Source organism: Frigoribacterium sp. VKM Ac-1396 (assembly GCF_015350895.1).
Classification (GTDB): Bacteria; Actinomycetota; Actinomycetes; order Actinomycetales; family Microbacteriaceae; genus Frigoribacterium.
Genome location: NZ_JADKSD010000001.1, coordinates 995,755 through 1,008,787, shown reverse-complemented (window position 1 = coordinate 1,008,787; position 13,033 = coordinate 995,755). Strand labels below are relative to the sequence as shown.

At 66.6% G+C, this 13,033-nt stretch carries 9 protein-coding genes; 5 read left to right on the top strand and 4 right to left on the bottom strand.

What is annotated here, in order from left to right:
- Nucleotides 1-18: 18 nt before the first annotated feature.
- The gene (locus ITJ55_RS04650) at nucleotides 19-1,737 is read right to left on the bottom strand and encodes a hypothetical protein (RefSeq protein ID WP_194594280.1); all 1,719 of its coding nucleotides are present in this window, start codon (nucleotides 1,735-1,737) and stop codon (nucleotides 19-21) included.
- Nucleotides 1,738-1,820: 83 nt separating this feature from the next.
- On the opposite strand from ITJ55_RS04650, the gene ITJ55_RS04645 reads away from it, so the two are divergent.
- The 3 genes from ITJ55_RS04645 to ITJ55_RS04635 are packed head-to-tail and all read left to right on the top strand — an operon-like array spanning nucleotide 1,821 to nucleotide 7,360.
- Complete coding sequence (locus tag ITJ55_RS04645; protein WP_194594279.1) at nucleotides 1,821-3,911, top strand: acyltransferase family protein; 2,091 nt, start codon at nucleotides 1,821-1,823, stop codon at nucleotides 3,909-3,911.
- Nucleotides 3,912-3,953: 42 nt separating this feature from the next.
- Entirely contained in the window at nucleotides 3,954-5,513 is a 1,560-nt protein-coding gene (locus ITJ55_RS04640; protein ID WP_194594278.1) for a polysaccharide pyruvyl transferase family protein, read from the top strand.
- On the top strand, nucleotides 5,510-7,360 hold the full coding sequence (locus tag ITJ55_RS04635) for a glycosyltransferase family 2 protein (protein ID WP_194594277.1): 1,851 nt from the start codon (nucleotides 5,510-5,512) through the stop codon (nucleotides 7,358-7,360). The genes ITJ55_RS04640 and ITJ55_RS04635 overlap by 4 nt, the downstream gene beginning before the upstream one ends.
- Here the strand turns inward: ITJ55_RS04635 and ITJ55_RS04630 are convergent.
- The 3 genes from ITJ55_RS04630 to ITJ55_RS04620 form a co-directional block, all read right to left on the bottom strand.
- A complete protein-coding gene (locus ITJ55_RS04630; RefSeq protein WP_194594276.1) occupies nucleotides 7,301-8,380 on the bottom strand; it encodes a glycosyltransferase in 1,080 nt (359 codons plus the stop codon). The two genes, ITJ55_RS04635 and ITJ55_RS04630, sit on opposite strands and share 60 nt — an antisense overlap.
- A 76-nt stretch (nucleotides 8,381-8,456) precedes the next feature.
- Entirely contained in the window at nucleotides 8,457-9,869 is a 1,413-nt protein-coding gene (locus ITJ55_RS04625) for a glycosyltransferase family 2 protein (protein WP_194594275.1), read from the bottom strand.
- 35 nt (nucleotides 9,870-9,904) lie between these two features.
- Nucleotides 9,905-11,275 (bottom strand): glycosyltransferase family 4 protein, encoded by a 1,371-nt coding sequence (locus tag ITJ55_RS04620; protein ID WP_194594274.1) that lies wholly within the window; start codon nucleotides 11,273-11,275, stop codon nucleotides 9,905-9,907.
- 167 nt (nucleotides 11,276-11,442) lie between these two features.
- Between ITJ55_RS04620 and ITJ55_RS04615 the strand changes: the two genes are divergently transcribed.
- Both ITJ55_RS04615 and ITJ55_RS04610 read left to right on the top strand, forming a co-directional pair.
- Nucleotides 11,443-12,261, top strand: a complete 819-nt coding sequence (locus ITJ55_RS04615) for an ABC transporter permease (protein WP_194594273.1) — start codon at nucleotides 11,443-11,445, stop codon at nucleotides 12,259-12,261.
- A gap of 44 nt (nucleotides 12,262-12,305) precedes the next feature.
- A complete protein-coding gene (locus ITJ55_RS04610; protein ID WP_194594272.1) occupies nucleotides 12,306-12,986 on the top strand; it encodes an ABC transporter ATP-binding protein in 681 nt (226 codons plus the stop codon).
- Nucleotides 12,987-13,033 lie beyond the last annotated feature (47 nt).

Below are 13,033 nucleotides of genomic sequence, written 5' to 3'. Positions count from 1 at the left end.
TCGTCGATGGCTGCGCGATCAGCGCAGGAACATCGCCATGGAGAGGGCTTTCGCCACGGACGGACCGGCCTGACGAAGTGGTAGTCCTTGGGTCTCGACCCGCCAGCGGGCATTGTCGACGACCTCGTTGAACATTCTGCGGGCAGCCTCGTCACGGATCGCCTGGACGCCCGCGTGCGCGAGAGCCAGGACGTCTTCCGCTTCCGATCCGAGATCGTAGCCGTGCAGCTTCGCGACGGACCGTCCGAGATCGGTGCCTCCGTCAGGGACGTCATGACGCGCACCGTCGACGTGGACACGGACGATCGCCGAATCGGGAAGCAGCCGTGCAGCGCCTCCGGTCGGAGCGGCGCCCTTCCCGAGGGTCGGGGCCAACATGCCCACGAGCGTCTCGAGGGGATCGGCTGCTCCCCGGAACGTGGCGTCCTGCCTGTCCTTGATGCCGCGTCCGGAGTCCGTGCGTCCGTGAGCCCAGCGCGCGAGCTCCAGCGACTGCAGGAGTCGGATGTTGGTCATGGAGACCGAGGTCCGGCCGGCATCGGAGAGACCCGCACGGTGCGAGAGGTACTGGATCTCGGACGCGTCCGCCCAACCGGTCTCGGCACCTGCGCGTCGGATGCCCTTCGCGACCTGGTTCGCGTAGGACGTCCGCCTGAGTGGCGCCAGCGCGGAGAACTCGACCAGCTGAGCCTTCAGGCCAGTCCATCCCCACGATCCGGACACCACCTCGGCGTGGGTGCCGTAGAGCGACGAGGACGACGTGTCGCTCCTCGTCGGCCGTGGGGTGAAGGCGTCCCTGATGCCCAGCGAGCTGGCCGCCCAATGGGTGAGATCGAGCGCCTCGTCCTGGTCCTCGCCGGCCGAGCGGACCAGCCGTGAGTCCACGCTGGCGGCGAGGGCGGCGGCGGAGCGGACGTCGGCCGAGTTCGTCGACGTCGACCACAGATCGATGCGGTCGAGGACCTCGGCCCGGGCCGCCGCGGCGAGCAGCACCCGTGATCCGGCGGCGTGGCTCAGGCCCATCCCGAGGCGGTCACCTGGCATCTCGGCGAGTGCACGGACGGCGCCGACGGCGAAGCCGGCCCAGGTCTCGAGGCCCTTCGGGTTGGACCGGGAGCCATGGACGACGCGGCCCGCCATGCCGGTCCCGGTCTCGGCGACGTCGAGACGGGAGAGGGAGACTTCCGCATGGCGCCCTGCGGGGACGAACAGGATCTCGTCGACGTAGGTGTCGCCCGACATCTGCTGCGCACTGTGACTGTTGGTGAGGGAGCGACCGAGCAGGACCTGGGCGTTCTGGGTGACGGGCAGACCGAGGTGGTCACGGAGTGACTTGAGGACCAGCAGGGAGTCGGAGATGCCGACCACCCCGGGCCCCGTGGTGTGCAGCAGTGCCGTGTTGGCGAAGACGTCGCGCCGGACCCGGACGCGTCGCCGGTTCCAGTCGGTCGCGACGAACTCGCCCTCGAGCTGGTCGTCACGTCGCACGCGGCCCGGCAACCTGTTCCAGGCCTCGACACCGAAGGCGATGCGTCCGTGCCGCGGGCTCACGACGGTCCCGGTGAAGAAGTGACGCCCGTGCTTGCCGTGCGCCACGTTCCGTGCGACGAGGAACAAGACGCGGCCTCGGCTCAGGTCGGTGACCAGGACCTCCGTCTCGGCAGCCTCGGCTTCGAGCCAAGCTCGAAGCTTGACCGCTCGAGCGGCGTCAGCCACGAACACGGAGTAATTCGACATCCCGACAGCTTAGGGGCGCTCGTGCCATGGCATCTCCGGGAGGTCGGTGACCACATCCGTGGCATCGTTGCTACAGTCCCGCTGTGCAGACGAGAGAGATGCGGCGAGCGACCCCCGACGGCCTGTCGCATCCTGCGGCGCCCGTCGAGATCGTGCGCGGAATCCGGCCCGAGATCCAGGCTCTCCGGGCCGTCGCGGTCGCCGCGGTCGTCCTTTACCACCTCTGGCCCCTGCGCATGCCCGGCGGCTTCGTCGGTGTCGACATGTTCTTCGCCGTCTCCGGGTTCCTCATCACCGCACATCTCCTCAGGGAAGTCGAGACCCACGGGTCGGTCCGCATCACGACGTTCTGGGCCCGGAGGGCGCGCCGCCTGCTGCCTGCTTCTCTCGTCGTTCTCGTGGCCACGTCGGTGGCAGTCCTCCTCGTGGTTCCCCGTGCCCTCTGGCAACAGTTCTTCCGCGCCATCGGCGCCAGCGTTCTCTACGTCGAGAACTGGTTGCTCGCAGGAGACGCGGTCGACTACCTGGCTGCGGAGAACGCGCCCACCCCGGTCCAGCACTTCTGGTCCCTCGGCGTCGAGGAGCAGTTCTACCTCCTCTGGCCCGTCCTCATCGCGATCGGTGCCCTGGTGGCCACGCGTTCCCGGCGGTGGAGGGCGAGCCAGGTCGTCGGCCTGCTCATCGCGGTGATCTTCGCGACGTCGCTGGTCGCGAGCGTGCTGACGACGTCCACGGCGCCGTCGCTGGCGTACTTCGGCACCCACATCCGCGCGTGGGAATTCGCGGCTGGCGGATTGGTCGCCCTTCTCGGAAGTCGGCCACCGTTCGTGAACGACATGGCCCGGACGTGGATGTCCTGGACGGGCTGGGTGCTCGTCGTGGTCGCCATCGCGTCTTTCGACGGCAGCATCGCCTTCCCCGGCGCGACTGCCCTGGTACCGGTCGTGGGCACCTTGATGGTGGTTGCCGGTGGCAGCCCTCGCCTGTGGTGGTCGCCCACGCGCATCGTCTCCTTGCCGCCCGTCCAGAGACTCGGCGATGTGTCCTACTCGTTCTACCTGTGGCACTGGCCCGTCATCGTCCTCGTCCCCTTCGCCACGGGGCGCGACCTGACGACCATCGACAAGGCGCTCATCTTCGTCGCCACCCTGGTGCTCGCAGCGCTGACGAAGAAACTGATCGAGGACAGGGTGCGGTCGCTCCCCGCGCTGACGATCCGCCGACCTCGCTGGACGTTCCTCGCCGTCGGAGCATCGATGGCGCTCGCGATGCTCCTTCCCGTTGCAGGGACGATCTACACGGCGGACAGCCGCGAGCAGAGCGTCGCTGCGATCGACGACGCGTTGGCCAGCGGGGAGCGGTGCTTCGGAGCGGGCGCTCTCGTCGAGTCCGGGTGCACGGTGGATCCGGCGGCTGCATTGCTTCCCGACCCTGCCTCGCTGTACGAGGACACGGGCGGGGCGTTCTCCTGTTACCGCCCTCAGGACGATCCCGAGCTGAACACGTCCTGTTCTTTCGGTTCCACCGCTCCGGATGCCACACGGGTCGCTCTCGTCGGGGACTCCCACGCGGCCATGCTGATCCCTGGGCTGCGCGATCGTGCGTCCCAGATGGGGTGGCGTCTCGACGTCCTGGTGGGCAACGACGGTTCGTGGCGTGACCCTGCGTCGGCAGAGCCTGGCAGCGCCCAAGAGGCTTACCTGACGGCACTCGACGAACACCTCGCGGAGGGCGACTACGACATCGTGCTCACCACCGCCCGGCACGATCCTGCACGCCGGGCTGCCGTGTCGGAGAAGACCAGAGACGCCTACGTCGAGGTCTGGACCGACGCGCGCGCTCGTGGCACACAGGTGGTCGCGATCCAGGACAATCCGCTCATCTCGCAGGCCGACCTCGACTGTGTCGTCTCTCCGCGGCCCGGCGTCGAACCGACGAGCTGTGCTGCTCCCGAGTCCGCCGCATCGGATGCCGGAGACGACATCGTCCACGCTGCACGGGACGAAGGGTTGCCTGTGATCGACTTGAGGGACCACTTCTGCACGGCGGACTCGTGCCCGATCGTCATCGGCGGCGTCATCGCCTACCGGGATCTGCACCACATCACCGCGACGTTCAGCAAGACGCTGGGGCCCTACCTGGTCGCGGCTGTGGAAGACGCGACCAGGGCCTGAGGGAAGGGTCGGGGCACCCGCTCTCGGGTAAGGTCGATGCCCGTGGATGATCTCTCTGATCGCGTGGGCGGTGTCTCGATCGTCCGGTGGAATCCCCGGCGAGACGATGGCGTCACCGTCAGCGGCCGAGTCGACAACTTCGGGGACCTGTTGGGCCCGATCATCGCTTCGCGTCTGATGCCTGGGCCTGCCGTCGACTTCGATCCGGCAGGACCGCGACTTCTCGCGGTCGGCTCGATCATGCACTTCGGCCGTCCGGGCGATGTCGTCTGGGGCGCTGGGTTCAACGCGAAGCTCAATGAGCACCGTTCAGATCTGCCCGACCTCGATGTGCGCGCGGTGCGGGGACCGTATTCGCGTCTGCTGCTCGAGGCCGCTGGTCTCGACGTTCCCGAGGTCTACGGCGATCCAGCTCTCTTGCTCCCGGAGCTGTTCCCCGAGACCAGGTCGTGGGCAGAGCAGAAAGTTCGACAGGTGGTCATCGTCCCCAACCTGCACGATGAGGGCCAGCTGGTGGGCGACGATCGGGTCGTGTCACCACGTGGGCCGGTGTGGGAGGTCGTGCGCGCCATCGCGTCTGCCGACCTCGTGGTCGGGTCGTCTCTGCACGGCATCGTGATCGCCGAGTCCCTCGGCGTGCCGGCACGGCTCGTGGCCCCGGAAGCCGAGCATCCGATGAAGTACGTCGACTACTACGCCGGGACAGGTCGTCACGGCATTGCAGCAGCGACCGATGTCGACGAGGCGATACGGCTCGGGGGCGCCGCGCCGATCGACGGTTGGTCCTCCTCTGCACTCGTCGAGGCGTTCCCCGTGGACCTCTGGGCCGAAGATCGTCCAGGAGCGGTCGAACGTCGGAAGGGGGGCAGCTCGGGCCGCGGCATCACGGACGTCGTGTCCGACGTCAGCGACCTCCGACGGAGCGCCGTGACTCCCTTCGAGACGGACGCTGCAGAACACCTCGCCGAGCGGATCGTCCTCCGAGCACTCGCACATGACGCGGATCGATTCGCACCCGAGTCGTTGGCTGTCGTACTCGCCGAGTTCCAGGCCACTCGGCGCGACGGAGCCCTCGCCGATGTCGACCCGCGGTATTCTCGCGCCGTCAAGTTGGCCGAACTTGGATTCACCCCGGAACTCCGACGCAACGCCTTGGCATCGCGGCCCGGCCACAGGGTCCTCCTCCTGGATGTCCATCGCGCCGGTGACGACGGCGTGCTCGTCCTGGGTGGCCGGACCACACTTCCGGACACCGCCTGGTGGGCGACCGACGCGATCGTCGAGGCCGTGGCGCACGATGCCGAGGGCGAACAGCTCTCGTCCACGACCATCCCGTTCTCGGTCCTCGACGTCGACGAGTCGACCGGCACGATGACCTGGGAATGTCGCGTGGACGTCGCCCGGTTGCCAGAGGGCGTGAGCGCGGTCCTGTGGAGCTTGTCGACCCCGATCCACGGCGAGGTGGTCGTTCCGGTCGACGTTCCCCCCGATCTCAGTTTCAATCGCTGGGGCCTCGGTGACGGAACTGCCTACCGGGTCGATCGGACGACCAGAGGACATCTCGTCCTGCACCACGAGCCTCAACGGGGGGTCCGGCCGTGAACTCACTCTCTCTCGTCGTCGATCCACTGATCGGGTCGGCGCCTGTCGACAGAGACGGGACCCTGCTCTCCGTCGTCATCCCCACCCACAACGTCGAGCCGTGGATCGACGAGTTGCTGACGAGCGTCCTGGCGCAGGGGCTGCCGGGCATGGAGGTCATCGTCGTCGACGACCACTCCGTCGACGGGACCCTCGAGCGGGTGCGCCGTCGGGCGGACCTCGATCCGCGCGTGAGGTTGATCGAGGCCAGGGACGCGGGGGGTGCCACGGCCAGGAACATCGGCGTCGCGTCCTCCGCAGGGCGATACATCGTGTTCGCAGACGGGGACGACATCGTCCCGCACGGTGCCTACGTCGCCATGGTCGAATCTGCTGAGAACTCGGGCTCCGACATCGTGTTCGGGGATTATCTGAAGTTCTCGACGACCTCCACGTGGAACCCCACGAAGAACTGGCCGGGGCATCGTTCACAGCGGAACTCGGTGCCGTTCGCGAGCGAGCCGTCCCTCATCCGCGGGCGAGCGTGCTGGAACAAGCTGTTCCGACGGTCCTTGCTGACGGACAACGGCATCACGTTCCCGGAGGTGCCCCGGTCGAACGACATCGTCCCCATGACGAAGGCCTACCTGGCTGCGCGTCGCGTCGACGTCGTCGAGGACTGTGTCTACCTCTACCGGCAGCGTCCTGGCACCTCCTCGATGACGGCTCGGGCCGGTGCGGAAGTGGCGTCGGTGAGTTACCTGACCCAAGAAGCGGAATGCGCCCGCCTGATCGTCCTGCACGACGACGACGCGGTCATGTCGGCGTACTCATCCCTGATCTTCGACTCCGACGCGTGGGTGCACCTTCATGGATATCTCTTGGGCCTCGACGGGTCGAACGTGTCCGCAGAGGTCCTGGCGGCCGTGGACGCACTGTTCGATGCGGCGCCTCGGGAGGGTTTCGCCCGGGCGGCAGCTCACAAACGGCTCCTCTTCGGGCTCCTTCGGGTGCACGAGACGGCGGCGGCCCTTGCTCTGACCCGCGCTGTTGCGATGAGGGCCGAGACCGGCGCCTACGACGTGGAAGGACTTCGAGCGGTCTTCTCCGCAGTCCGAGTCCTGGCGGACGCCATCGCCGGCGAGCCGTCGTTCGTCCTCGACGTGCCCAGGTTGGTGGCTGAGGCCGTCATCGTCCCGCTCGTCCACGACGGCGACTCCATCGGTGCCGCGGCCCTGTCAGGCCTCGTGGGTGAGATCGCGACGAGCGGGCTCCTGGACGGGCGAGACCTCGAGCTGAACCTCCCCGTCGGGCTGGCGCGAGCCCTCGGGCGTTCCGTGCTGGCTGCGGACGCCGAAGCGGTCGTCGCCCTCTCGGGGATGCAGAGCATCTCGACGGTGACGACCGATGCTGTCGGGCTGCACGAAGGGCGTGTCGAGATGTCAGGGCCCCGTGTGTGGGGTCGGCCGGTCTCGGCCGAGCTCCACCTGGTCGCGCAGTCGAAAGGCCAGGTGGGGCATGCGGTACCCGTCGAGACGGGACGAACCTCGTGGAGTGTCGACATCGAAGATCCGGGAAGACAGCATGCCGGCCGTCACTCGCTGGAGCTCGTCCTGTCGATCGGTGACTTCTCCAAGAAGGTACCTGTCGTCTCGGCCAGGATGCCGCTTCCGGTACCGGGCCACAAAGACGTCCTCGCCGTCTTCAGCGACCGGAAGAAAGGGTGGCGAATGGTGATCGAGCGCCGTCGGAAACCGACGATGGTGCGCCGAGTCCTCACTGCCGGACGCAGAGCAGGCGCCCGACTGTCAGGCCGCCGAACCCGGGGCGGTCAGGACGCCACGGAGGGCCTGCTCGAAACGCACTGAGACCTGGTAGGGGGCAAGCCTGTCCGCGAAGTGCCGCGCAGCGCCCTCGACGTCCGCATAGGACTCCGGTGCGGCCAGGACTCCGGCCAGTGACTTCACTGCATCGTCGGGTTCGAAGAACTGCACCCAGTCCTCAGCGCCGAAGTCATGGCGCATGTGGTCCGTCCCGGGGATGACGGCTGTGGTGCCGAAGGTCGCGGCAAGATGGATGCTGCCGCTGTTGAGCACCTTGCGATACGGGAAGACGGCTATGTCAGCCGCGCGGAACCATCGCTCGACGTCGGCGTCATCGACGAATTCGTGGTGACGCACGGCCCTGACGTTCGCCGGGAGGTGGTCGTCCAAGATCTCGACGTCCTCGGCGCTGGTCTTCCCCGCCATGAGCAGCGTGGGGCGCGAGGCCTCGGGCATCGACGCCAGAGCGTCCATGAGGACGGTCAACCCTTTGTAGGGACGCATCTGGCCGAAGAACAACACCGTCCGTTCGGACGCACCGATCCCGAAAGACTCGCGTGCCTCCTGGGTCGTCCAGTTGTTCGTGTAGACGCCCTGATAGCTCGGGTGGGGCAGGACGGTCGTCTTGTCGGCGGGCAGGTCGTAGTGTTCGCTGGCCATCTGGGCGGTGCCAGCTGACATCACGTGCACGAGATCCGCGGCGTCGGCCAGCATCCTGTGCAGTTCTATCTCCGCCTCGAGATGCACCGCGTCGTGAGGGAGGACGTTGTGCACGGTCCAGACGATGGCGATCCCGTCTCGCTTGGCGGCCGCCAGCGTCAACCTGAACCGCTCGAGCCTCTTGCGAGCTTCGTCGATGTCGATCGCCCGTTGCACGACCGGCGACGTCCAGTGCACGTGAAGGGCATCGCCGGGGCGGAGCGTGCCGGCACGGGCGACCAGTCCTTCGAGTGTGGTGGTCTCGAGTGTTTCGAGGCCGCCCGCTCGGGGGGCCAGATACAACATGTTCAGGTACGGGTTGTCTTTCCAAGCAGGAAATACGAGGACCTTGCCTTCGTGCCTCATCGTTCTTCTCCTGTCGATCCGGCGATCTGGTTCGAGACGGTCTCGGCGCCGGCCGGTGTCTCGTGCGAGGTCGTGCTCATCGCCCGAGGGCCTTCCGGGTGGAGTCGGCGAGCTGGGGCCATCGCGACGCGAAGGCGAGTGCCGCTCTACGGCGGACGCTCGCTCGGCGCGGATACGTGATGACGCCAGCCTCGGTTGCGAGTTCGATGACGACGTTCCATCGTCGACGCAGCCGCTCCACGTCGATCCGAGCACGACTCAGAGCAGTGATGGAGACCTCGAGTGGCCGTGGGTCGCCTCGTCCTGGAGAAGCGTCGACGAACTCTTCCAGGACGTGGTGGACGGGGGAGTCGCCGGACGACCGGGCGCCCTCAGACGACATCCCCACCTTTTCGGGCCCTTCCACGACCAGCCACCGGGGTGAGAGGTCGTTCAGGGCGAGTGCGGCAGGAACGTCGTCGAGCCCGCCCACGTGCACGGCGACGTCGAACACGGCGCGCGTCGTGGCCCTGTCGGTCACGCTGACACCCCTGAACCTCCGACGAGCTCTTCTCGTCCATCGTCTCGGCAGGACCAGCGTGCACTCCATGCCAGGTCCGATGTTCGCGAGCGCGAGCGCGAGCGCGTCCCAGTCGGGCCGGGCCGTGGTGGGGCTCGTGAGCGCGACTCGCACGGCGTCGTCCTCCGGCGCGAAGACGTCGGCGAACGTGTCGACCGGATCCCTGTCGCGGTGGAAGAACCTCTGTTGCGCAGCCACGTAGAACGGATACCGCTCGACCAGGATCTTCTCGTGTCCGAAGCGCAGTCGTGGTGCCAGGTCGCTGCTGAAGCTCGTCGAGCCGACGTGGAACACCAGCGCCCTGTTGGCGAGGACTGAGGCGTGTCCGTCCAGACCGACCCTGAGGCAGAAGTCGTTCTCCTCGCCGTATCCGGGGGCGAAGGTCTCGTCGAAGAACCCGTACTGGTCGATGAGCTCTCGACGCACCAGGTAGCAGAAGCCCATGGCTACGGGGGCGATGGTGAATCGCGGCAGGAGGGCGGCCACTGCGGCGTGGGTACGCCGCGTCCGCGAGGGTGACCGAGGTGATCCGGCATCCCTCAGACGGTGCGGAAGGCTCGCGATCGTCGCGTTGTTGCTACGCGCGGTCACGATGCCGTGATCGGGCGAGAGCGAGAGCACGGCCGCGAGTTCCTCGATGAAGCCCCTCGTCGTCACGGTGTCGCTGTTGAGCAGCAAGACGTCGTTGCCGGTCGAGTCGAGCTCCAGGACGGCCTGGTTGCAGTTGCCGACGAAGCCGAGGTTCCGCGGGTTCCGGTGGTAGCTGAATCCGTCGTGATCACCGACCAGCTCGCCGACTCGGGCCTCGATCTCGTCGGCGAGAGGCCCGGCGTCGTTCGTCAGGAGAACACGGTCGACGGCGAAGTCGACGTTCTCGGCAAGGGAGGCCAGGCAGGCTTCGATCCCGGGCAGGTCGTCGTAGAGCGGCACGACCACGGTGACCGGGCGGCGCGGGGGGAGTGATGTCATCGGTCGAGGAGTCGCCGCGCTGCGACCCGGGGTCGCCTCAAGATGCGCCCGACCAGTCCGGTGCGCGTTCGGAGTCGCGAGACGACGAGACCCACCATCATCTTGGAGGAGGTGGCACCCACCGCCGAGAACGCCTCGGGGAGGGCGAACCAGTATCGGGCCAGATCCGGGAGGCGATACGACGGGCCGCCTCCGAGTGCCTCGAGTCGGTCGACGACCGGCCCGTTGCCCAGCTCACCGGAGAGCAACTGGCGGATCCTGACCGCACCCGCCTTCCCGTGTTCGCGGGCGAGGGCCGGTGAGTCGGCGTAGACCTTGAGCGCTTCGAACAGGGTCGAGGGTTCATCGATGTCGAAGAGACTGCCCGTCACCCCGACCTGTACGAGTTCGGCGCTGCCGCCGGAGGACGAGGCCACGACGGGGCGACCCACAGCCATGTACTCGAGCGTCGAACGACCGAAGGCCTCGATGGTGGACGGAGTGACGGCCACGTCGGCGGCAGCGATGAAGGGGAAGGGGTTGCTCTGCTCGCCGACGAACACGACGTGGTCTGCCACGCCGAGGCCTCTCGCCCGATCGAGGAGCTCCAGATCGTACCCGGGCTGGGTCCACGACCCGACGATGCACAACGAGGCTGTGATCCCGGCGGCTTTGAGGGCGCCTACGGCATCGATCACTCGATGTTGACCCTTGCCGTGCTCCACGCGGCCCACGACGGTGACCTTCAACCCTGCGGCCGCCTGCGGGAAGGGCGGCACCGCCGCCTCCTCGAGCGACTGCCCGAAAGCCTTCTCGAGATCGACCTGCGGGTAGGCGACGCTGATCTTCTCCGCGTCGATGTGTTCGGAGAGGTGTTCACGAACGGCGAACGAGTTGGTCACGACCGCCTGGGAGAGCAGTCCGATGTCGTGCAGGGTCGAGGCGCGACCTGTCTGGAAGTTGAGTCCGTGATCCAGGTCGCCGTACTCGCGCACGAACCACGCGTGAGGTATGCCGAGGCTGGCGGCCGCCAAAGCCGCCCAGGGGGCGACGAGGGTGTTCGTGACCACGAGATCAGGACGAATTCGTTCCATGACCTGGATCATCTTCCTGACGGCCGCGTAGTCCGTGGTGGCGAAGGTCGCGACCTCGCTGGGCGGCGCAGGTTGCCGGCTCGGAAGGGCCCACCCTCGGAAGCGGATCGCCTCGAACGGCAACCCGCGATCCTTGAGAGCTGCGATGAACTGCCCGGCGGGAGCCTTGGTGATGAAGAAGGGCTCGAAGTCGGGTCGGAGCGCCGCCCACTCTTCGACGAGGCGGAGCAGGGATCGCTCAGCCCCGCCCAGGTTGACCGGCGCGGTGCTGTGGTTCAGGAAGATGACGCGCACACGGCAAGTCTACAAGTTCTCCTCATGTCTCTCGATATGAGAACGGGCCGCATGAGTCACGGGCCTTTCCTGCCACGCGATGAAAGGCTCCCTTCGGTCGTGCGAGAATGACTCGATCCCCGACCTCTCACATCGATGCCTTCACGATCGCATCGGAAGCGGAACGCATGTCCTACATCTCCGAGCTCGTCTCGTCGCGAGAATTGTTGGCGAACCTGACGATCCGCGAGGTCAAGGGTAAGTATCGGCGAACTGTCTTCGGACAGCTCTGGTCGCTGATCAATCCCTTGGCGACCATGCTCGTCTACACGATCGTCTTCTCCTTCATCTTCCGAGCCCGAGTCGTCACGGGTGATCCCAGTGGCATCACCATCTATCCCCTCTGGCTGATGTGCGGACTCCTGCCGTGGATGTTCTTCACCAGGGTCGTCAACGGCGGCATGTCCTCCATCGTCGCCAACGGGTCCCTGATCAAGAAGGTGTACTTCCCGCGCATAGCGTTGCCGCTCTCGACCGTCGGCTCGGTGGGCTTCACGTGGCTCATCGAGATGGGCGTCCTCAGCCTGGCGCTCCTGGTCTTCGGATCGCATCTGTTGCCGTGGTTGCCGCTGCTCGTCCTGATGATGGCATTGCTGGCGTTGTTCGCCGCCGGCTTCGCGATGCTCTTCTCCATCATCAACGTTTACTTCAGGGACATGCAGCACCTCGTCAGCATCGTCCTGCAGATGTGGATGTACCTCACGCCGATCATCTACCCCATCGACCTGGTCGAGGAAGCCTCCGCGAAATACGGGTCCTGGATACTCACCGTCTACCGACTCAATCCCATGGAACGCTTCGTCGAGGTGTTCCGGAATTTCCTCTACGACAACCGTTGGCCCGACCCCACCGACTTCGTCTTCTGCTTCCTCGCAGCTGCTGTGACGTTCGCGGTGGGGTTCCTGGCGTTCTCGAAGAACGAGAAGAAACTGGCAGAACTACTGTGACAACTCCCGCCGTCGTCGTCGATGACGTGTCCAAGCGTTTTCGCATGTACCACGAACACAACAACTCTCTGAAGTCCGCCTTGATGCGCGGGCGCAGGAGCGTCCACGAGGATTACTGGGCTCTCAACGACGTGTCGTTCGAAGTCCCCAGCGGGTCCACCTTCGGGCTCATCGGGAGGAACGGGTCGGGCAAGTCCACGCTGCTCAAATGCCTCGCGAAGATCCTGCAACCCGACGCCGGCGTGATCACGGCCAACGGGAGGCAGGCAAGCCTCCTCGAGGTGGGGAGTGGCTTCCATCCAGAGCTGTCGGGGCGCGAGAACATCTTCCTGAACGGGTCGATCCTCGGCATGTCCCGGAAGGAGATCCTGGGCAAGTTCGACGACATCGTGTCGTTCTCGGGAGTCGAGAAGTTCATCGACCAACCGGTCAAGAACTACTCGTCCGGCATGTACGTGCGCCTGGGATTCTCGGTCGCCGTCAGCGTTACCCCGGACATCCTCGTCGTGGACGAAGTCCTCTCGGTCGGCGACGCGACCTTCCAAAAGCGCTGCCGCACCAAGTTCCGCGAGATGAAGCGAGACGGGCAGACGGTGATCCTCGTCTCGCACTCGATGGGGACGGTGAAGGACATGTGCGACCAGGTCGCCTGGCTCGACTCGGGAAGGCTGGTCGAGACGGGTGACGCCTCGGACGTGATCGCCGCCTACACGAGCACCGTCTGACCACGGCCGCACCGCCCGTCATCCGACTCCTCGTCAGGCGTGACCCG

Coding starts and splice junctions, on each gene's coding strand:
- ITJ55_RS04650 (WP_194594280.1), bottom strand. CDS start 1,737: ATGTCGAATTACTCCGTGTTCGTGGCTGACGCCGCTCGAGCGGTCAAG.
- ITJ55_RS04630 (WP_194594276.1), bottom strand. CDS start 8,380: ATGAGGCACGAAGGCAAGGTCCTCGTATTTCCTGCTTGGAAAGACAAC.
- ITJ55_RS04615 (WP_194594273.1), top strand. CDS start 11,443: ATGTCCTACATCTCCGAGCTCGTCTCGTCGCGAGAATTGTTGGCGAAC.
- ITJ55_RS04610 (WP_194594272.1), top strand. CDS start 12,306: ATGTACCACGAACACAACAACTCTCTGAAGTCCGCCTTGATGCGCGGG.